18 protein-coding genes are annotated in these 20,686 nt (G+C 70.9%); 8 read left to right on the forward strand and 10 right to left on the reverse strand.

Annotation, left to right across the window (positions count from 1 at the left end):
* Nucleotides 1-41: 41 nt before the first annotated feature.
* Nucleotides 42-467 (forward strand): OsmC family protein, encoded by a 426-nt coding sequence (locus tag ACN20J_RS00150; protein ID WP_328843198.1) that lies wholly within the window; start codon nt 42-44, stop codon nt 465-467.
* Nucleotides 468-483: 16 nt separating this feature from the next.
* Here the strand turns inward: ACN20J_RS00150 and ACN20J_RS00155 are convergent, their stop codons facing one another.
* The 5 genes from ACN20J_RS00155 to ACN20J_RS00175 form a co-directional block, all read right to left on the reverse strand.
* Nucleotides 484-3,255: a helix-turn-helix transcriptional regulator gene (locus tag ACN20J_RS00155; protein ID WP_419664734.1), complete on the reverse strand. Its 2,772-nt coding sequence runs from the start codon at nt 3,253-3,255 to the stop codon at nt 484-486.
* Between the two features lie 83 nt (nt 3,256-3,338).
* A complete protein-coding gene (locus ACN20J_RS00160; protein WP_406485837.1) occupies nt 3,339-3,680 on the reverse strand; it encodes a hypothetical protein in 342 nt (113 codons plus the stop codon).
* 96 nt (nt 3,681-3,776) lie between these two features.
* Entirely contained in the window at nt 3,777-4,496 is a 720-nt protein-coding gene (locus ACN20J_RS00165; RefSeq protein ID WP_419664735.1) for an alpha/beta fold hydrolase, read from the reverse strand.
* A 148-nt stretch (nt 4,497-4,644) separates the two neighbouring features.
* Nucleotides 4,645-5,595: an alpha/beta hydrolase gene (locus ACN20J_RS00170; protein WP_328843202.1), complete on the reverse strand. Its 951-nt coding sequence runs from the start codon at nt 5,593-5,595 to the stop codon at nt 4,645-4,647.
* Nucleotides 5,596-5,708: 113 nt separating this feature from the next.
* Nucleotides 5,709-6,500, reverse strand: a complete 792-nt coding sequence (locus tag ACN20J_RS00175; protein WP_406485839.1) for a DUF427 domain-containing protein — start codon at nt 6,498-6,500, stop codon at nt 5,709-5,711.
* A 197-nt stretch (nt 6,501-6,697) separates the two neighbouring features.
* Between ACN20J_RS00175 and ACN20J_RS00180 the strand changes: the two genes are divergently transcribed.
* From ACN20J_RS00180 to ACN20J_RS00190, 3 genes are all read left to right on the forward strand, one after another.
* The gene (locus ACN20J_RS00180) at nt 6,698-7,168 is read left to right on the forward strand and encodes a carboxymuconolactone decarboxylase family protein (protein WP_033324196.1); all 471 of its coding nucleotides are present in this window, start codon (nt 6,698-6,700) and stop codon (nt 7,166-7,168) included.
* Between the two features lie 179 nt (nt 7,169-7,347).
* Nucleotides 7,348-8,898: an MFS transporter gene (locus ACN20J_RS00185; RefSeq protein ID WP_419664736.1), complete on the forward strand. Its 1,551-nt coding sequence runs from the start codon at nt 7,348-7,350 to the stop codon at nt 8,896-8,898.
* A 92-nt stretch (nt 8,899-8,990) separates the two neighbouring features.
* Nucleotides 8,991-9,485, forward strand: coding sequence for a cupin domain-containing protein (locus ACN20J_RS00190; RefSeq protein WP_406485842.1), 495 nt, complete (start codon nt 8,991-8,993; stop codon nt 9,483-9,485).
* 101 nt (nt 9,486-9,586) lie between these two features.
* On the opposite strand, the gene ACN20J_RS00195 is transcribed toward ACN20J_RS00190, so the two are convergent.
* Complete coding sequence (locus tag ACN20J_RS00195; RefSeq protein ID WP_406485844.1) at nt 9,587-10,054, reverse strand: cupin domain-containing protein; 468 nt, start codon at nt 10,052-10,054, stop codon at nt 9,587-9,589.
* Nucleotides 10,055-10,328: 274 nt separating this feature from the next.
* Between ACN20J_RS00195 and ACN20J_RS00200 the strand changes: the two genes are divergently transcribed.
* The 3 genes from ACN20J_RS00200 (at nt 10,329) to ACN20J_RS00210 (ending at nt 15,127) form a co-directional block, all read left to right on the forward strand.
* A complete protein-coding gene (locus ACN20J_RS00200) occupies nt 10,329-11,069 on the forward strand; it encodes an SDR family oxidoreductase (protein WP_419664737.1) in 741 nt (246 codons plus the stop codon).
* 105 nt (nt 11,070-11,174) lie between these two features.
* Nucleotides 11,175-13,862 carry a pyruvate dehydrogenase (acetyl-transferring), homodimeric type gene (gene aceE, locus ACN20J_RS00205; RefSeq protein ID WP_406485846.1) on the forward strand — a complete coding sequence of 896 codons (2,688 nt, stop codon included), beginning with the start codon at nt 11,175-11,177 and terminating at the stop codon, nt 13,860-13,862.
* Between the two features lie 101 nt (nt 13,863-13,963).
* Complete coding sequence (locus tag ACN20J_RS00210; protein ID WP_419664738.1) at nt 13,964-15,127, forward strand: 2-oxo acid dehydrogenase subunit E2; 1,164 nt, start codon at nt 13,964-13,966, stop codon at nt 15,125-15,127.
* A 52-nt stretch (nt 15,128-15,179) separates the two neighbouring features.
* On the opposite strand, the gene ACN20J_RS00215 is transcribed toward ACN20J_RS00210, so the two are convergent.
* The 4 genes from ACN20J_RS00215 to ACN20J_RS00230 form a co-directional block, all read right to left on the reverse strand.
* Nucleotides 15,180-15,716 carry a GNAT family N-acetyltransferase gene (locus ACN20J_RS00215; protein ID WP_406485848.1) on the reverse strand — a complete coding sequence of 179 codons (537 nt, stop codon included), beginning with the start codon at nt 15,714-15,716 and terminating at the stop codon, nt 15,180-15,182.
* A 173-nt stretch (nt 15,717-15,889) separates the two neighbouring features.
* A complete protein-coding gene (locus ACN20J_RS00220; RefSeq protein ID WP_419664739.1) occupies nt 15,890-16,732 on the reverse strand; it encodes an alpha/beta fold hydrolase in 843 nt (280 codons plus the stop codon).
* 159 nt (nt 16,733-16,891) lie between these two features.
* Complete coding sequence (locus ACN20J_RS00225; protein WP_419664740.1) at nt 16,892-18,511, reverse strand: cytochrome b; 1,620 nt, start codon at nt 18,509-18,511, stop codon at nt 16,892-16,894.
* 206 nt (nt 18,512-18,717) lie between these two features.
* Nucleotides 18,718-19,656, reverse strand: coding sequence for a 2-hydroxyacid dehydrogenase (locus ACN20J_RS00230; RefSeq protein WP_419664741.1), 939 nt, complete (start codon nt 19,654-19,656; stop codon nt 18,718-18,720).
* Between the two features lie 241 nt (nt 19,657-19,897).
* Between ACN20J_RS00230 and ACN20J_RS00235 the strand changes: the two genes are divergently transcribed.
* Nucleotides 19,898-20,662, forward strand: coding sequence for a class I SAM-dependent methyltransferase (locus ACN20J_RS00235; protein WP_419664742.1), 765 nt, complete (start codon nt 19,898-19,900; stop codon nt 20,660-20,662).
* Nucleotides 20,663-20,686: the final 24 nt, after the last annotated feature.

Here is a 20,686-nt window from a genome sequence, read left to right on the forward strand (position 1 = left end):
CGTTTGGCCACGGTCCCGTATCCCGGCCGAGAGGAAGACCCATGATCACACGCCTCGTCTCCGTCGCCGAAGGCGAACGGCTCACTCGCTCCATCGCGATCGGCACCCACATGCTGACCGCCGACGAACCGGAGCCCGCGGGCGCCGATGCCGGCCCCACTCCGGGAGAGCTGCTGCTGGCCGCGCTCGGGTCGTGCACGTCCATGGCCGTGCGGGCCCTGGCCGAACGGCGCGGCTGGCGACTCGACCGTGTAGACGTGGCCGTGCGGTTCGGCGGGCAGGGGCGCATCGTCAAGAACGTGGGGCTGACCGGTGAGCTGGATCCGGCCCAGCGGGAGCAGTTGCTGGCGGCAGCCGGGCGCTGTCCCGTGCACCGCCTGCTGACGCGCGAGATGACGATCGTCACCGTGCCCGCATTGCTGGCCGAACCCGAGGGCGTCTCCCCCGCCCAACCGCTGTCGCCGTGAGCGGACCGTGGCCCGGTCAGGACTTGGTCGCCAGGGTGTCCAGCTCCACGGAGCCGATCTCCTTGCGGGAGGAGATCCCCAACTTCGCGAACACCTTGCGCAGATGCCATTCGACCGTGTGCGGGCTGAGGAACAGCCGCGCGGCGATCTCCGGATTCGTGAACCCGTCCCGGGCCAGCCGCGCGATCTCGGCCTCCTTCGCGGTGAACGTGACCGACGTCGCCGCGGCCCGTCGGCGCACCTTCACCCCGGCAGCCTGCAGTTCCCGTCGCGCGCGCTCCGCGAACGCCTCGGCCCCCGCTTCGCTGAGCATCTCGTAGGCCTCGCCCAACCGGGATCGCGCGTCCGCCCCTCGCCCTTCTAGGCGCAGCCACTCGCCGTAGCGGAGCCGTGCCCTGGCGCTGTCCATGCGGGTCTGGGCCAGGTCGAGCTGCTCGATCGCCTCCCGGTGCAGGGTTTCGGCGGCCGCTCCCTCTGCCACCAGAGCACGGACGGCGGCCGACGTGCCCAGCGCCCAGGGCGTCCTGCTGACCTGGGCCATCTCCTCGATCGTGCGCACCGATTCGGCCACGCGCGCGGTCCGGCCCAGCCGGACCGCCGCCTCGACGAGTTCCACCCTGGACTGCAGGGACAGGCCGAGTTCCTGAGGGTTCTCGCAGCCACGCTCGGCGGCGGTGTAGGCCTCCTCGTAGCGGCCGAGGCCGTTGCAGAGGACCGCCTCCGCCCACTGGGTGGCGGTGATGACCTTGCCCTCGCTCTGGAGGAGACGGTCGTGCGTGACGGCCGCGATCGCCTGCCGGGTCGAGGCCTCCCTGCCCTTGAAGGGCTCCACGACGAGGGATCCGTAGTGGGCGAAGAAGCTGCTGCCCGTGGCCTCGCCGATCGCGTCGGCTTCCACCGTGAGGGAGTCGGCGGCCCGAAGATCGCCCGCGAACACCCGGTTCGACAGACGCAGCAGGAGAGCGGAGGGCAGCACGGCGAGCGCTCCGTCCTGCCGGGCGAACTCGACCAGACGGGCGGAGAGTTCGGACCAGGCGGCGAAGTCCCACACACTGTGTGCCATGCGGCACACGAGCGGAAGCCAGCCCAGGGCGTCCTGCGGTGTGCGGCGTTCCGTCCGGAAGGCGTTCACGGCGTCGAGGACGAGCGGAGCACCTGCGGAGTACCCCTCGGTGACCATCCGCGAAATGCCGGTCAGCAGGAGATCCTCGCGGTTGGCCGGGCGGTCGCGGCCCGGCACGCTCAGCACGGCCTCGGCGACGTCGCGGACCCCGCCCGTGGCCAGCCGGCCCGCGGTCAGCGCCGCGTAGATGGCGTCCCGGTAGGTCTGGCGGGCCAGTCCGGCGTCGTACGGCTGGAGCTGCCGGGCCGCTTCGAGCAGCAGGGGCAGTCCCGCACTGGCGCTCTGGGCCGCGGACGTGATCTGTCCCCGCAGCAGGTTCGCCCGGCCGGTCCCCACCTCGCCGTGCGGGTTCACGTCCGCCACGCCGACCAGTTCCCGCGCGGTGTCGTAGGCGCCCGCCTGGAACTTGGCCTGCGCGGCGGCCAGGGTCCTGGCTGCGCGCCGTTCGGCATCGGGGGTCAGCTCGCTGGCCCGGTGCAGGAAGGCCGCCGCGGCCGCGAGTCCCCCGCGGCGGCGGGCGCGGCCGGCGGAACCCTCGAGTTCCGCGGCCACCGCCTCGTCGGGCTCCGTGGCCGCGCTCGCCAGGTGCCACACCCGGCGTTCGGGGTCGAGGCTCGCGTCGATCGACTCGGCCAACGCCTGGTGCACGCGGCGCCGTTCCTCGAAGTCGACGGCCCGGTACGCCGCCGAGCGGACCAGGGGGTGACGGAAGCGGACCCAGGTGCCGAGCGTCAGGAGGCCTGATGCCTCGGCATGGGTGACGGCGATGTCCACCGGGATGTCCAGGCGTTCGGCGGCCTGCCGCAGCAAGGAGACGTCGCCGACCGGCTCGAGGGCGGCGATGAGCAGCAAGCGTTGTGCCTCGGCGGGGAGTGCCTGGATACGGCGGAGATAGCCCGCCTCGATCTGGCCGGCCAGGGGCCGGGCCGTGGGGCCGTCGAAGCCTCCTGCCATCTCCATGGCGGTCAGGCCGCGCGGCAGTTCGAGCAGGGCCAGCGGGTTTCCACGCGTCTCGGCGACGATCCGGTCCCGTACCCGTGGGTCGAGCGGTCCGGTGACGACCGAGTCGAGGAGTTGTCGGGAATCCCGTTCGTTCAGCCCGTGGACGAAGAGTTCGGGCAGGTCGGACAGGATCTCGCGGGAGCCGGACTCGCGGACGGCCAGGACCAGCAGCACCGATTCGGCGAGCAGCCGGCGCGCGACGAACTCCAGTGTCTGGGACGACACACGGTCCAGCCACTGTGCGTCGTCGACCAGGCACAGCATGGGCTCGTCGCCGGCGGCCCCAGCCAGCAGGCTCAGCGTGGCCAGCCCGACCAGGAACCGGTCGGGCGCGTCTCCGGCCTGCATCCCGAACGCCGTGCGCAGGGCGGTGCGTTGTGGCCCGGGGAGATCATCGAGATGGGACAGCAGCGGGGCGCAGAGTTGGTGCAGTCCGGCATAGGACAGTTCCATTTCGGACTGCACGCCGGCCGCCCGCACGACACGGAATCCACCGGCCCGGTCGATGAGGTGGTTGAGCAGTTCAGTCTTCCCGATCCCCGCCTCGCCGCGCACCACCACGATGCCGCTGCGACCGTCCCTGGCCTGCGCGAGCAAGTCGTCGAGGACCCGGCACTCGTCTCGTCTCCCGATGAGCCCGGTCCGAGCCCCACCCCTCACCATGGCCGCCTCCTGCGGCCACGATACCCCCGGCGTTCACAGTGCCTGGGGCTGGCTCGAAATCGATGCTCTTCCCGCGGCTCGGGTCAGGGGCGCGAACTCACGAGGAGCACCGTGCCCACGAAGGTCAGCAGGGTCAGGACGGCCACCGCGATCAGCATCCGGCGCATCCACCGCAGGAAACGCCAATGGCGGGCCGAGTCGGCCTCGGCGACGCTGTCGGCGATGTGCTGCGTCACCACCCCGGCGACGTACTTCTGCTCGTCGAGGTACCACTCTTCGATGTCCCTCTTCTGCTGGTGGGTGAGCCCCACCGACTGCGCGATGAAGGCGGCCACGCGCTGACGGGCGGCACTGAGGTGAGCCTCCCAGTACAGGTAGGCCTCTATGTCGGCCAGCCCGCGAGCGGCCTGCTCTTCCGTGCTCATTGATGCGCTCCCGAAGTCGGCGGCCCGGCGCCCGGAGCGAAGCCGGGCCGCGAGGACGGCGCGATGACTCCGACCGCGCCTCGGTATCACGGTGGCTCAACCGGTGGCCTGTACCGCCTCGTCGACCAGGCGGGCGACGTCACCGGGACGGGAGACGGCGACCGCGTGGGAGGCGTCGACGGTCACGACCGTGGCCTTCGCGCGTTCGGCCATGAAGATCTGTACCTGGGCCGGGATGTTGCGGTCCTCGGTCGCCACGAGGACCCAGGACGGAATGTCCCTCCAGGCGGGGGCGGAGGCTCCCTCGGCCAGCGCGGCGTCGGCCACGGGCCGCTGGGTGGCGGCCATGACCGCCGCGGTCTTCTCGGGGACGTCGGCGGCGAACTGCTGGTGGAACTTGCTCTCCTCGATGTAGAGATCCGCCACCCGGCTGCCGTCGGGGAGGGCGATCGGCACGGCGTGGAGCGTCTCCCCGAGGGTGCTGCCCGGGAACTTCCCGGACAGGGCGACCGCGCTCTCCCCTTCGTCCGGCAGAAAGGCCGCGACGAAGACGAGCGCCTTGACCTGGTCGAGTCCGCGTGCGGCGTTGCTGATCACCGAACCGCCGTAGGAGTGCCCGACGAGGACCACGGGGCCCGCTATGGACTCCACGAGCTGTCGGACGTAGTCGCTGTCCTTGCTCAGCCCGCGCAGCGGATTGCTCGCGGATACCACGGAATGGCCGTGGGACTGGAGCCTTTCGACTACGCCGTTCCAACTCGAGGAGTCCGCGAACGCTCCGTGGACGAGGACGACGGTCGGCTTCTGTGCACTCATGAAAGGGGCCTTTCATTCAGCCGGTGGCATGCGGCCTGCGCCCTGCGCGTGCCATCGGATGGAGGGCTGTACTGGTTCGAGGGACGTGCGGTCTTTCGGCGAGCGCGGAAAACAGGGATCGTTTTCCGCGCCGTTGCCGCGCACGGAATCAATTGGTGCCGAGGGCTTCGCGCAGCACGTGGACGGCCTGCTCGATCGCCGCGGTGGAGGCCTGGGTTCCGCGGACCGGGTTCAGCATCATGAAGTCGTGCAGCGAGGCGTTGTAGCGGACGCTCGTGGTCGGCACACCGGCCTGGATCAGCTTGCGCGCGTAGGCCTCGCCCTCGTCGCGCAGCACGTCGTTCTCGTCGACGGCGACGAACGCCGGCGGCAGTCCCCGGAGCTCCTCCAGGGTCGCGCGCAGCGGGGAGGCGGTGACCTGGTCCCGCTCGGTCGGGTCGGTGGTGTAAGCGTTCCAGAACCACTCCATGGCCTTTGCCGTCAGGTGCGGCCCGTGGGCGAAGGTGCGGTAGCTCTCGGTGTCCTGCCCGGCGTCGGTGACCGGGTAGTACAGCGACTGGTGCAGGAACCTCACGTCGCCTCGCTGTTTGGCCAGGTGGGTGAGGGCGGCGCTCATGTTGCCGCCGACGGAGTCCCCGGCGACGACCAGGCGGGAGCCGTCCAGCCCCTCGTCGCCGCCCCGGGCGGTGATCCAGCGGGCTGTGGCGTACGCCTGCTCGATGGCGACCGGGTACTTCGCCTCCGGGGAGCGGTCGTACTCGACGAAGGCCAGGGCGGCCTTCGCGCCCACGGCGAGTTCGCGCACCAGGCGGTCGTGGGTGCCGGAGTTCCCGAGGATCCAGCCCCCGCCGTGGACGTAAAGGATCACGGGCAGGACGCCCGTGCTGCCGACGGGCTTGATGATGCGCACACGCACATCGCCGACCTCCGCGGGGACGGTGATCCACTTCTCGTCCACGTCCGGCTTCTCGACCGGTCCGGACTGGACGTCGTCCAGCAACTTGCGGGCGCCTTCGACGCCGAGTTCGTACAGCAGCGGCGGCTTGGCAGTGGCGTCGGCGAATTCCTGCGCGGCGGGTTCGAGAACGATGTCACTCATGGCACGGTCCTTACGGGCGGTGAGTTCGGGAGGTCTTTCCCTCCCATGAGACCGGGCCGGGAGCCATTGTGTGACGCGCCGGGGAAAGGGATGCGAAATGCACCCCCGGCGGATCACCGGTCGGCTGAAGTCCGGTCCGCATCCGCGGGCTTCGGCAGCAGAAAGCCGTCGATGTACAGGTCGACGTGCTCGTTGTAGAACGCGGTCAGGCCCGCGATGCGGTGGACGTGGGCGGTCGGGAAGTCGTAGGTCCAGGCGATGTCCTCGTGGGAGGCGGCGTCACCGTCGAAGGACCAGTAGCTGCTCGTCGTCCCCTTGTACGGGCAGCGTGTGACCGTGTCCGAGTGGCGCAACCGGGCCCAGTCGATGGTCGCGGGGTCGAGGTAGTAGCGGGTCGGCAGGCCGGTCTCGAAGAGCTTGACGCAGTTGTCGGCCTCCGCGAGCACGACTCCGTCCAGCTCGACCCGGACCCTGCTGTTCGAACGCAGGGCGTCGACACGGGAGTAGGGGCTGCGGGGGTGCACGAAGACCGGCTCGTCCTCTTCGAGCCAGGTGTCCAGTGCTTCCCATTCGAAACGCACGGTGTCACGCAGAGCGCCCGGAGCGCCCTCGCCCCAGACCCACACCGCCCCTTCGCGGACCTCCGGTCCGACCTGAAGAGTGTGACGGTGCGCCGGGCCGGCACCGAGCTGCTCCATGTGTCCGTCGTCGCGGAGCTCCCCGTCGACCAAGTCCTCGACGGGGATGCTGAATTGAGGGTATGCCTGCCATTCCCACACGTACAGGGCACGGCGGGTGTCGAAGACGACCCGGCCGGCGACCATCCCCCGGATGCGGCGCGGGACGGGTTCGACGTGCCCGATCGGGACGATGAGGCTCGGATGCAGAACACTTTCGGTTGCCATGGTGATCACCTTGTATTCGCTGACGGTGTGCCGTGATGCTATCGGGCTGTGTACGGCCGCCCGGACGTGGTGCCTGGTACCAGCATCTTCATACGGTGTCACACCGCTATCCCGGTGAACCGGGACCCGCGGTGTCACAGATCCGGCAGGTTCCCGGTCAGTGGACCGTAATTGTTCCGCACCTGAGGAGATCCCCCGTGGAAGCTCGCATCAACTACTTCGGCAACGCTCTCGCCGGCAAGGTCATGAAGCACCTGAACTCGGCCGGAGCGGCGGTGCACTCGACCCTGCCGGTCGCCACTCAGGAGCTGGTGAAGATCCGTGCCAGTCAGATCAACGGCTGCGGCTTCTGCACCGACATGCACACCAAGGACGCCACCGCCGCCGGCGAGGAGCAGCAGCGGCTGAACCTGGTGGCCGTGTGGCGCGAGGCGTCGGTCTTCACCGAGGCCGAGCGCGCGGCCCTGGAACTGACCGAGCAGGGCACGCGCATCGCGGACGGCTCGGCCGGGGTGTCGGACGATGCCTGGGCGAACGCCGCGAAGCACTACGACGAGGACCAGCTCGCGGCGCTGATCTCGTTGATCGCGGTCATCAATGCCTACAACCGCATCAACGTCATCAACCGGCAGCCGGCCGGCGGCTACAAGCCCGGCATGTTCGGCTGAGCCGACCGCTCCGGCCCGGCCGGACGCGCGGGTCCGTCACCCGGCCACCCCGGCCATCGGCCGGGCGACGGACCCCGGCCCGCCCGGTGTCCGCTCGCCCCACTGCACCGACTGCCGCCGTCGCCCGGGTGATCCCCGCCCCGCCGGCCCGTGGTCACCGGACGACGCCAGGACACGACATGAAGCACTCTCCCGCCACGGACGGCGCCGCCCCTGTTCCCGTTCCCTTGCTCCGGATCGCCAGTGCCCGCGGCCGGTGGACCCTGCTGGCCACGGTGCTGGGATCGAGTGTGGTCCTGCTCGGCTCCACCGTCACCAACGTCGCGCTGCCGCGCATCGGCCGGGACTTCGGCGCCGATCTCGCCGTGCTCCAGTGGACGGTGAACGCTTACATGCTGGCCCTGGCGGGCCTGATCCTGCTGGGCGGTTCCCTGGGCGACCGACTCGGGCGGCGGCGGGTCTTTGTCGTGGGCGTCGTGTGGTTCGCGGTCGCCTCGCTGCTGTGCGCTCTCGCGCCGAACGCCGGCACGTTGATCGCCGCCCGGGCGCTGCAGGGCGTCGGCGGCGCGCTGCTCACCCCCGGCTCGCTCGCGATCATCGAGGCCTCCTTCCACCCGGACGACCGGCCGCGCGCGATCGGCCTGTGGTCCGGTTTCGGCGGGATCGCGGCGGCCCTCGGACCGTTCCTCGGCGGGTGGCTGGTCGACGGCCCCGGCTGGCGGTGGACGTTTGTGCTGAGCATCGTCCCGGCGCTGCTGTGCGTGCCCGTCGCGCTGAACCACGTCCCGGAATCCGTGGGCGGGCTCCGCGAGGACACGGTGGTGGCCACCGGCGCTGCCGGCCGGGGGCGTTGGGCTTTCGACGTACCCGGCGCCGTCCTGGGCGCCCTGGCCCTCGCCCTGACCACCTACGCGCTGACCGCGGCACGCCACGGTGGGCCGGTGGCCGTCGCCGCGGCAGTCGGCGGCGTCGTCGGCGGCGCCGCCTTCCTCCACGTGGAGCGGCGCAGCGCCGACCCCATGATGCCGCCGGCGATCTTCTCCTCCCGGCAGTTCACCGCCATAAACCTGATCACCCTGTGCGTCTACGCGAGCACCGGCGGGTTCTACTTCCTGGCCGCGCTACAGCTGCAGATCGTCGTCGGGTACTCGGCCCTGGCGGCCGGCGCGGCCATGCTGCCCACCACCGTGCTGATGCTGCTGTTCTCCTCCGGCTCGGGGGTGCTCGCCCAGCGGCTGGGGCCCCGGCTCCCGCTCACTCTCGGACCGCTGGTGTGCGGCGCGGGCATGCTGATGATGCTGCGGGTCGGGCCGGGCGCGTCCTACCCGGCCGACGTCCTGCCCGCGCTGGTGGTGATGGGAACCGGCATGGTCGTCCTGGTCGCTCCGCTGACCGTGACTCTGCTGTCCTCGGTGGACGCATCGAACGCCGGGCTGGCCAGCGGCATCAACAACGCCGCGGCGCGGGCGGCCGGGCTGATGGCCGTGGCGGCGCTGCCGCTCCTGGTCGGGATGGGGCCGGACGCCTACCGGTCGGGCGCCGCCTTCGATGCGTCGTTCCGCAGGGCCATGCCGCTGTGTGCGGGGCTGCTGGCCGTCGGCGCGGCGCTGGCCTTCGCCCTGTTGCGGCAGACCACTGCGGCCCCGCACCGGCCGCAACGTTGGGCCCACGGCGGGCTGTTGGAGCCGCCGCTGGTCTCCCGCTTCACTCATCACCGATCCGCCGAATGACCCCCGACCGGGCTTTCGGCCGGCACCGGCGAACCCGCGCCGGTCCTGTCGCAGAGAAGTCCTGTCACAGAGAAAGAGAAGAGGAACCTGTTATGTCGTATCCGTATCCGGAACAGAAGTACTGGGGCGAGGACGGTGAGGTCAGCGCCGTCTTCCGGCCTGCCACCACACCGCCGAACCTCGGCGAGAGCGGTCCGGGCAAGGACGCCACCCACTACCTGGCGACGACCGCCACCACCCGGGGCGAGTTCGGGCTGTACCGGGTGGAGATGCGGCCCCGGGCGGGCGGCCCCAAGACGCACTTCCACAAGCGGATCTCCGAATCGTTCTACATCCTGGACGGCACCGTGCGCGTCTTCGACGGTGTGCAGTGGGTCGACGCCCGCAAGGGGGACTTCCTGCACGTGCCGCAGGGCGGGCTGCACGCCTTCCGGAACGACTCCGACGCCCCGGCCGACATGCTGCTGCTGTTCACGCCGGGCGCTCCGCGCGAGGAGTACTTCGAGCAGGTGTCGCAGCTGGCGCACGCTTCGGAGGAGGAGCGGGCCGTGTTCTTCGACCGGCACGACTCGTACTTCGTGGAGTAGCAGCAAGGACCGGGAAAATGGCCAAGTACAAAAAGCGGGGCCCTGCGTCCGTGACACCGGTACTCGCCAGGGTGTCACGGACGCAGGGCCCCGCGCAGCTGTCAGGCGGTCGGCCGCGGTGCGCGCAGGTGGACGCGCTCCTTCAGTTCCGCCTCGTCGACCAATTCCAGCATGGGCTTGCCGGGCGCGCACATCATCGTGACGACGAACTCGGTCCGCTCGTCGTCCAGAGCGTTGCCGTCCTGGTAATGGATGGCGTCGCCGCCGGGCTCCCAGAAGGTGCCGCCGGCCTCGATGACACGCTCCGGCTCCCCTTCCAGTTCGAAGCGGACGGCACCCTTGATGACGTAGCCGAACGCCGGGCCGGAGTGGCGGTGCGGCGGGGTACCGGGGTCGCCGGGCTCCCACTCGACGTGGATAGTCATGGCCGAGGCGCCCTCGGGAACGGTCACCGGTGAGGCGTCCTGGAGCATCTTCGCCGCCCGGGTCCAGCTGGGGCCGTCCTCGCCGCCCGTGCCGTGCCCGTGTCCGTGGTGGCCGTGCTGGGTGTGCTGTGAGTTCTCCGACACTGGGTCGCACCTTCCGTGGTTGCACCGTGTCCGCGCGACACATCGTCCGCGCCTTCACGTGATCGTCGCGGTCGTGGCGACCGCTCGATTCTCCTGACCGGATCCCCCGGGAATCTGTGACACGTGGAGACGGTCGGCCGCGCCGACACGGTGTCACAAGAACCGGCTCCGACCTGTCTAGGTGTGGTGAGCACGGTGGCACGCGGACGCCCGCCGCCGTCGCCGCCCATCGGACACCCGCCAGGGTCATCGGCCCCCGACGAAAGAGATCCAGATGAGAGTCGCCGTTGTAGGTGCCACCGGTCTGATCGGTTCCCGGACGGTCGCCAGGCTCCGCGACCACGGCGTGGAGGTCGTGCCGGTCTCGCGCGCGGACGGGGTCGACGTGAGCACCGGACAGGGCCTGGAGCGAGCCCTGCGCGGCGCCGAGGTGATCGTGGACGTCACCGACGCCCCCTCACGGGAGCAGACAGTCAGTACGCGGTTCTTCACCGCCTCGACGGGCCATCTCCTCAAGGCCGCTGCCGCGGCGGGCGCGGAGCACTATGTGGCGCTGTCGGTGGTGGGCACCGACCTCGTCGGCTCCGGCTACTTCCGGGCCAAGGCGGCACAGGAGGACCTGGCGCGGCACGCCACCGTGCCCTGCACCCTGGTGCGCGCCACTCCGTTCCACGAGTCCGTCGAGGCGATCGCGACGGACGGCATCCGGCCCGACGGTGTGCACGTGCCGCCTCTGCTGGTGCGCCCGGTCTCGACGGACGACGTCGCCGCGGCGGTCGCCCATGCCGCAGTGGGACTGCCCCGCTTCGGGGTGCTAGAGGTCGCGGGACCGCAGGAGCTCCGGCTCGAGGAGGCCACCGGCGAGCTGCTGGCCGTCCTGGGCCGGACCGGGCCAGTGGTCGCCGACGCGCAGGCGCCCTTCTTCGGCGCGGTGGTCGGGGAGCGGACCCTGCTGCCCGGACCGGACGCCCACCTGGGCCACCACACCTTCACCGAGTGGCTCAAGAGCCGCTGACTCCGGCGGGCGACGCCGCACCGTCGCCCGCGCTTCCCGCCGGCCGCCGACCCCTGTGTCCGCGGCCGGCCCCACCCGTCCCAACGCCGTGCCAGGAAGGCTGCCATGAACGATCCGTCCCGGCCCACTGAAACGCCCGCGATCAGTGAGCTCGACCAGCTACCCGACCGTGACCGGGAGGAGACCGCCGAGTGGCGGGCCTCTCTCGACGCCGTCGTGCGCAACGCCGGGCCGGAACGGGCGGCGTACCTGATGCGGCGCGTGCACGAGTTCGCCGAGGCGTCCGGGACCCGGCTGCCCCCACTGCTGTCCTCGGACTACATCAACACCGTCCCGGCCGCCGCGCAGCCCGAGTTCGGCGGTGACCTGGAGTTGGAGTCCAGGATCACCGCGCTCAACCGGTGGAACGCCGCCGCGATGGTCACCCGGGGTTCACGCCTGGGGCTCGGCGGCCACATCTCCACCTACGCGTCGGCGGCCTGGCTCTACGAGATCGGGTTCAACCACTTCTTCCGGGGCAAGGACGGCGACGGCTCCGGCGACCAGCTCTTCCTGCAGGGGCACGCCTCCCCGGGCATCTACGCAAGAGTGTTCCTCGAAGGGCGCCTGAGCGCCGAGCAGTTGGACGGCTTCCGGCGGGAGGCCAGCGGTCACGGCCTGCCGTCCTACCCGCACCCCCGGCGGCTGCCGTGGCTGTGGGAGTTCCCGACGGTCTCCATGGGCCTCGGCCCGCTCGACGCCGTCTACCAGGCCCGCTTCAACCGCTATCTGCACGCGCGCGGTATCAAGGACACCTCCGCCTCACGGGTGTGGGCGTTCCTGGGCGACGGGGAGACGGACGAGCCGGAGTCGATGGCCGCCCTGACGCTCGCCTCCCGTGAGGGCCTTGACAACCTCACGTTCGTCGTCAACTGCAACCTGCAGCGCCTGGACGGGCCGGTCCGCTCCAACTCGAAGATCGTCCAGGAGCTGGAGGCACGGTTCCGGGGCGCGGGCTGGAACGTGGTCAAGACGTTGTGGGGAGAGGCTTGGGACCCGCTGTTGGGGCAGGACAGCACGGGTGACCTGGTGCGGCGCCTCGGCGAGGTGCCCGACGCGCAGCTGCAGACGCTGGCCGCGCGGGACGCCGCGTACATACGCGAGAACTTCTTCACCGGGACCGCCCTGTCCGCCCTCTCCGCGTCCCTGAGCGACGCGCAGGTGGTGGAACTGTTCGAGAACTCCCGCGGCGGACACGAGCCGTTGAAGGTGTACGCCGCCTACCGGGCCGCGGTGGAGCACCGGGGCACTCCGACGGTGGTTCTCGCCCAGACGGTCAAGGGCCACACGCTGGGCTCGGCGTTCGAGTCGCGCAACGCCAACCACCAGATGAAGAAGCTCACGATGGCGCAGTTCCGTGAGCTGCGCGACGTGCTGGAGCTGCCCATCCCCGACAGCGCGCTCGCCGGGGACCAGGTCCCGTTCTGGCATCCCGGGGCGGACTCGCCCGAGGCGCGGTACCTGCGCGAGCGACGGGCCGGGCTGGACGGCCCCCTCCCGCTGCGCCGGGTGACGGCCGCGCCGCTGCCGGAGCCGCCCGCCAAGCCCTTCGAGGCCCTGGAGAAGGGGTCCGGAAACCAGGAGATCGCCACCACGATGGCGCTGGTCCGGCTGGTCAAGGACCTGATGCGGGACGAGCGGAGCGGCGCGCGCTGGGTGCCGATCGTTCCCGACGAGGCCCGCACCTTCGGCATGGAGTCGATGTTCCCCACGGCCGGCATCTACTCGCCGCAGGGTCAGAACTACGACCCCGTCGACGCGGACCAGCTCCTCCACTACAGGGAGAGCACCACCGGGCAGCTCCTCATCGAGGGCATCACCGAGGCCGGTTCCGTGGCCGAGTTCACCGCCGCGGCGACCTCGTACGCCACCCACGGCGAGCCGATGATCCCGTTCTACATCTTCTACGCGATGTTCGGATTCCAGCGCACCGGCGATCAGTTCTGGGCGCTCGGCGACCAGATGGGCCGTGGCTTCGTGGTCGGTGGCACCGCCGGGCGCACGACCATGACCGGCGAGGGTCTGCAGCACGGTGACGGCCATTCGCATCTGCTGGCCGCCACCAACCCGGCGGCGGTCAGTTACGACCCGGCCTTCGCCTACGAGATCGCGGTGATCGTCCGGGACGGCCTGCGCCGGATGTACGGCGAGCGTCCCGAGAACGTCTTCTACTACCTGACCGTGTACAACGAGCCGAAGCACCAGCCGGCCATGCCGGCGGTGCCGGACATCGAGGAGGGCATCGTCCGGGGCGTCTACCGGTTCCGGCCCGCCGGACCCGGCGCCGCCGGACCGCGGTTGCAGCTGCTGTCCTCCGGTACGGCCGTCCACTGGGCCCTGCGGGCGCAGGAACTCCTCGCCTCCGACTGGGGCGTGCACGCCGACGTGTGGTCGGTGACGTCCTGGACGGAGCTGCGCCGGGACGCGATGCGCGCCGACGACGCCAGGATGCGCGGCGAGGAGCGCACGCCGTTCGTCACCCGGGCGCTCGCGGGCGCGCCCGGTCCTGTACTGGCGGTCAGCGACTGGATGCGGCAGGTACCGGATCAGATCAGCCAGTGGATCGAGCAGGACTACTACTCCCTGGGCACCGACGGCTTCGGTCTGTCCGACACGCGTGAGGACGTCCGCCGGTACTTCCGGGTGGACGCCGAGTCGATCGTCGTGACCGCGCTGGACCGGCTGGCCCGGGCCGGGCAGGTCCCCCCGGCGACCGTCGGACAGGCCCGCGAGCGCTACGGCCTCGACCGCTGAGCGACGCCGGACGCGACCGGCCCCGCACAACACACACCACGAACGACAGATCCGGCGGGCCGGCGCGTCGCGCCCGCCGGTGTTGAGGAGTTGACGACACCATGACGGTTTCCGTGACCCTGCCCGCCCTCGGCGAGTCCGTCACCGAAGGCACCGTGACCCGTTGGCTGAAGCAGGTCGGCGAGCGCGTCGAGGCCGACGAACCCTTGCTGGAGGTCTCCACCGACAAGGTCGACACCGAGATCCCCTCCCCGGCGGGCGGTGTTCTTCTGGAGATCACCGTGGCGGAGGACGAGACCGTCGAGGTCGGCGCCGCCCTCGGCGTCATCGGCACGCCGGTCGAGGCCCCGCCTGACCCGGCCCGCACGCCGGTCGCACCGTCGCCCCCCCGGGCCGAGCCCGCCTCTGCGACCCCGGTTCCGACTCCGGCCCCGACACCGTTGCCGGCTCCGATCCCCTCGCCCGTGCCGGCGGCCGCAGTTCCTGCCGCACCGCCGGTTGTCGCCCCGGCCGCCGGCACCGAAGCCTCCTCACTGCGCGGCCGTACGGTGCCGATGACCCGCATACGCAGAGCCATCGGGAACAACCTGAAGAAGGCGCTGCAGGAGCAGGCGCAGCTAACCACCACGGTGGAGGCCGACGTCACGCGGCTCATGCGGCTGCGCGGCCGGGCGAAGGACGGCTTCCTCGCCCGCGAGGGGCTCAAGCTGTCGCCGCTGCCCTTCTTCATCAAGGCCGCCGCCCAGGCGTTGAGGGCGCACCCGGTCGTCAACGCCAGGATCGACGAGGCCGCGGGGACCATCACCTACTTCGACACCGAGAACATCGGCATCGCGGTCGACACGGAGGACGGCCTGATGACCCCGGTCGTCAAGGCGGCCGGGGACCTGACGGTCGCCGGGCTCGCCCGGGCCGTCCACGACCTGGCCGGCCGGGCCCGCGGCGGGCACCTCACTCCCGACGACGTGACGGGAGCGACGTTCACCATCTCCAACACCGGTTCGCGCGGCGCGCTGTTCGACACCGTCATCGTGCCGCCGAAGGAGGCCGCGATCCTGGGCGTGGGCGCGACGGTCAGGCGGCCAGCGGTCGTCCGCGACGGCGACGACGAGGTCATCGGCATCCGGGACTTGGTGCACCTGTCGTTGTCGTACGACCACCGGCTGGTGGACGGGGCGGACGCGGCCCGCTACCTGACCTCGGTCAAGGCGATCCTGGAGGCCGCGGCGTTCGAGGACGACCTGTACGCCGACACCGTGGCGTAGGAGAAGGAGCGCCGGTGCGGCCCTCCCGCCGCACCGGCGCAGGCATGTGGTGTCATCCGCCTTTGCCGCCCTGCGGACACCGGCCACAAAACCGTGGCCGGCTCGCGCGCTCCGTGCGGAGGACGGCGAGGTCCCGGGCCCGCGCCCAGGCGGTGACGGTGTCGCCTTCCTGCGTGCGGTGCACGGGAACGTCCGCGTGGCGCAGGATGGCATCGATCCGTCCGTCCCCTGCCAGGAAGAGACCGTAGAGGCTCTCCCAGCCGCCGCTGAGCGCGTGCCGCGCCAGACGTCGCAGGAGACGGGTTCCGAGTCCGCGGCCCTGCCAGGAGTCCTCGACCAACAGCGCGGCCTCCACGGCCGAGTGATCCGGCATCAGATGTCCGACGGCGACGAAGCGTCCGGTAACGTCCAGCACGGCCAGGTGGACCGAACCGGGACGGGTCAGCAGAGTGGGCAGGTAGGTGCGGGGGTCAGGCATCGCCCGGTGGTAGCGGCTCCACAGGGTCTGCGGTGAGCAGCGGCGGTGCAGCGCCACGGTTCGGGCGAGGTCGGCGGGGCCTATCGGTGTGATCCGCGGTTCGCGGCGCATGAGCTTGTCCTTGCACATCCGGGGCCGGTGCGGGAGGTGGCCCGCCGCAGCGTCGGCCGGTTGAGCGGGTCGCGGACACCTGACCGGCCGCACCGGCCGGGTGTGACTCGCGACGAGCCGTGCGGACGGGCTCGCGGCAGCGCGCCCGTCCGCACAGGACCCGTCTTGCGGTGTCAGCGCACCGAGTGAGCGGCGTCCTCGATGACCTCGGTGACCTTTCCGGGCTTCGAGACGCTCACCGCGTGGGAGGCCCGTACCTTCGAGGTGTGGGCGTGGGCCCGCTGGGCCATGAACTCCTGGGCTGCGGGCGGGATGTTGAGGTCCTGTGTGGCGACCAGGACCCATGAGGGGATGGTCTTCCAGGCCGGCTCGGCCGCGCCCTCGGCCAGGGCGGCGTCGGTGATCGGCCGCTGCGTGACGGCCATCAGGTCGGTCTTGTCACGAGGCACGTCCGCCGCGAACTGGTGGCGGAACTTGTCGTTGTGGATGTAGAGGTCGTTGACCTGGGAGCCGTCGGCGTTCGTGGTCGGTACCGGCCGCAGCGCGTCGCCGAGCGTGCTGCCGGGGAACTTCCCCGACAGGTCGGCCGCGCTCTCGCCTTTGTCCGGGAGGAAGGCCGCGAGATAGACCAGCGCCTTGACGTTCTCGTTGCCGGTGGCCGCGTTGCTGATCACCGAGCCACCGTAGGAGTGCCCGGCCAGGACGATGGGCCCGTCGATGCCGGCCAGGACATCCTTGAGGTAGGTGGAATCACCGCTCAGGGAGCGCAGCGGATTGGCGACGGCGACCACCGGGTACCGGTCGTGCCGCAGCTTGCGGATGACGTCGTTCCAACTCGTGGAGTCGGCGAACGCGCCGTGGACCAGGACGACGGTGGGCTTGGGTGCCTCGGTGGCGGCGCCCTTGTCGGCGGCGGCCGGGCCGGTCGTGGTGACGAGCAGCCCGGCGAAGATGCTCGCGGTGGCGAGGGCTGTGAGAGCGGTGCGGGCCCGGCTGGTGCGGGAGGTTCGGTCCATGTCGATTGCCTTTCGGACGGGATCGGTGATCGGTGCCCGCGTCTCCCGGACGGGAGGCGGGTGTTGGTGCCGGCGGCCGGTAAGAGCTGAGTGACCGTCTGCCGGGGTGCTGGGGAGGCCGCTTCGGCCGCGAGGACGGCGCTGGTGCCGCCGCGCGGCTCAGGGCCGATGCCGCCCGGTGAGCTCCTTGTGCTCGGTCGGCGAGGGTTTGGGGATCTGGGCGCCCGGGCCGTAGAAGGCACGGCTGAGCGCGACGCGCAGGCGCCGGGTGCGGGCGGGCGCGGAGCCGTCGGGGTCCCGGTCGGGCCCGCCCTCCAGGGGTCGGTACTGCTCGTGGGTGGTGAGGGTGTGCAACCGCGCCTGGTCGAGGGGCTCGTGGACCTCGACGTACTCGCCGTGCGGCAGTCGTTTGATGACGCCGGTCTCGCGTCCGTGCAGCACTTCGTCGCGGTCGCGGCGCTGCAGGGCCAGGGCGAGGCGCTTGGTGATCACGAAGGCCAGGACCGGGACGACGAACAGGCCGACGCGCACGGTCCACGTCACTGAGTTGACGGAGAGGTGCAGCCTGGTGGCTAGCACGTCGTTGGCGGCGCCGATGAGCGCCACCGCGTAGACGCTGAGCCAGGCCACCCCCAGGGCGGTCCGCACGGGGCGGTTGCGGGGGCGGTCCAGCAGATGGTGGTCACGGTCGTCGTCCGTGACCCAGGCTTCCAGGAAGGGGTAGGCGCCCATCGCCAGGAAGAGCAGCATCCCGCCCAGCAGGGGCAGGAGGTTGTCCAGGGCCAGGGTGTGGCCCCACAGGTCGATCTCCCAGCCGGGCATGACGCGCAGCAGGCCGTCCGCGACGCCCATGTACCAGTCCGGCTGGGATCCGGCGGAGACCTGGTCGGGGCGGAAGGGGCCGTATTCCCACACGGGGTTGATCTGGGCCACGGCGGCCATGAAGAAGATCACGCCGGACACGAAGCAGAAGTAGCCGGCGGACTTGACGGCATGAACCTTGAACGGAAGGCCGACGACGTTGTTCTCGGCCCGGCCCGGCCCGGCGTACTGCGTGTGCCGGTGGCGTACGGCAAGAGCCGCATGGCCGACCAGCAGGGCGATCATCAGCGCAGGGATGACCAGCGTGTGCAGGGTGTTGAAGCGGGCGATCAGGTCCTCGCCGGGGAACTCGCCGCCGAAGAGGAAGAACGACAGGTAGGTCCCGACGACCGGGATCGACAGCAGAGTGCCGTTGACCACCTGCAGGCCGGTTCCGGACAGCAGGTCGTCGGGCAGGTCATAGCCGGTCAGGCCCGCGAACATGGCCAGGACGAGCAACAAGAACCCCAGCACCCAGTTCAGCTCACGCGGCTTGCGGAACGCGCCGGTGAAGAAGACCCGCAGCAGGTGCACGAACACCGCGGCGACGAAGACCAGTGCCGCCCAGTGGTGAGCCTGGCGGACGAGCAGACCGCCGCGGACGTCGAAGGAGATGTGCAGGGTCGAGTCGAAGGCCTGGGACACCAACTGCCCCCGCAACGGCGCGTACCGGCCGTCGTAGACCACGAGGTCGGCGGAAGGGTGGAAGTAGAGGCTGAGGTAGACACCCGTGATCAGCAGGATGACGAGGCTGTAGAGCGCGATCTCGCCGAGCAGGAATGACCAGTGGTCCGGGAAGACCAGGCGGCGCGCGGAGCGAGTCAGCCCCCGCAGGCCCGTCCGGCTGTCCACCCACGTGGCGAGTCTCTCTCCGCCGCGCCCCCGCTCCGGCTCGGCCGGCCGGCTGTCGTTGCCCATCTCGTCACCATTCGTTTCTGCGTCGCACTCCGGGGCTCGCCGTCTCTGGTCCCGCATCGGGTCAGCGCACAGCGGGCACGACGGAGCCGATTCGTCCAGAACTGCACTGCCTGCACTGACTGCACTGTTCAGGTGCATTCATGAACTGCTGTCCCAGTCAAGACCGGCGAGACGGCGAAGGTGTGACACCGTCGCGTGGCCCGACGTCAGCGTGTGACGACGTTCTCCAGCTCCTCACCAGCGGCGAACCGGGCCAGCTGCCGTCGGATGAGCGCCTCGAGACGGGGCCACAGGTCGGGGGTGAAGGCGCCGACGTGCGGGGTGATCAGGACGCCGGGCGCTGTCCAGAGCGGATGCCCCGGCGGGAGCGGCTCGGGGTCGATCACGTCGAGGGCGGCCCGCAGCCGACCACCGTGCACCTCCTTCAGCAGAGCGTCGGTGTCGACGACCGCTCCCCGGGACACATTGACGAGCAGGGCGCCGTCCTTCACACGGGCCAGCAGTCCGGCGTCGAAGAGCTGACGGGTCGCCGCGGTCAGCGGAGTGGACAGCACGATCACGTCCGCGTCCGCGACGAGCCCGGGCAGTCGCGAGACGGAGTGCACCGGCCCCTGACGCGCGTCCCTGTCCTGGCGCCCGACGCGGGTGACGACGCAGCCGAAGGGTGTCAGGAGCTCCTCCAGCGCGGAGCCGACGGCGCCGTGGCCGACGATGAGCACGGACCGCTCGTACAGGGACGAGAAGGTCCGCGGGTTCCAGTCCTCCCGGTCCTGGGCGCGGAGCGACTCCGGTATGCCCCGCAGACAGGCGAGGATCAGCGTCAGAGCCAGCTCCGCCGTGCCGGCGGCCGGGACTCCCCGCGCGCTGCACAAGGTCACCTCACGGGGAAGGCGATCGAGTGCCGCCCGCAGTTCGTCGGTACCGGAGCTGAGTGCCTGAACCGCCCGCAGACGTGTCATCCGGGCGAGCGGCCCGGCGATGATGTCGATGTCCTTGGTCAGAGGCGGCACATAGAACTCCACCTCCGCCGGGTCCGTCGGGAAGGCCGAACGGCCGTCCCAGCGGGCGTAGTCGAGCCCCGGGGGCAGATCGGCGAGACGGCCGAACTGTGCGGGCAGCCATACCTGTGGGGAACGCGCGGTCATGACGACGTACTCCGCTCTCACGACGGTTTCGGGGCCGGTGCGCTCGGCCGGTCGGTGTGCCCTGCCATGGGGCCACTGACCTGGGGCGCGGCGGAGTCGCCGGCGGGAAGGGGCACCGGTCCGGTCGCGAAGGTCGGAGACGGGGCCGAAGAATTGACTGCGCACCGTGCGCATCTGTGACACCGGTACACGACTGCCGCCCTCGTGTCACACACTCTGTTCATACGTTGTCATGTCGGGCATGCACACTGTCATAACCAGAACGCCGAACAGCCGACGGGAATTCGACTCCTATGCGGTGACCGCTGAGTTCTACGACATCCTGCAGGCCGACGAGGACGAAGCGCGGGTCCGTCGCCTGTACGGCCGTGAGGTCGCCAAGGCCCGCAGCGGCGTGCTGGACATCGGGGCCGGTACCGGGCGGGTGACGATGCTGGCGCTGGCCGACTCCTGGGCAGACGTGCACGCCGTCGAGCCGGCCCGGGCCATGCGCACGTCCCTGCTGACCCGGCTCGCCTCCCTTCCCGCCGAGCAGCGGGACCGGGTGACCGTGCACCCGCACCCCCTGGACGAGGCGGCGCTGCACGCGGTCGCGGACGTGGCCGTCTGTCACAACATGGTGGGCTGCCTCCCACCTGCTCTACGCGAGAGGTTGTGGTCCGCGATCGGCGGGGCTCTCACCCCTGACGGTTCGCTGTTCCTGCAGCTGCCGCCGGCCCGCCTTCCGGTCCGCACCGTCGTGCGCGTGCTGGCGGACAAGCGAGTCGGCGAGCACATCTACGGCGGGCGGATGACGATGTCGGCCGCCGGCTACCGCATTCGCACCCGCGTCGACTACTGGGTCAGAAATGCCGAGGACGTGCTGCGGGAACACTCCGAGACGTTCTGGATGTGGCCCGCGACGCGCGCTCGGCTCGTCGACGAGCTGGCACAGCACGGATTCGTCCCGCTCCCGGGACACAACGACTCGGAGCTGCTGGCCGTGACTCTTCGGAGCGGTCGGTGAGACGCCGTACGGAGTGTGTCTCCT

Origin of the sequence: Streptomyces sp. 2-1, from assembly GCF_048564895.1 — a bacterium.
In the GTDB taxonomy this organism is placed as follows: Bacteria; Actinomycetota; Actinomycetes; order Streptomycetales; family Streptomycetaceae; genus Streptomyces; species Streptomyces phaeochromogenes.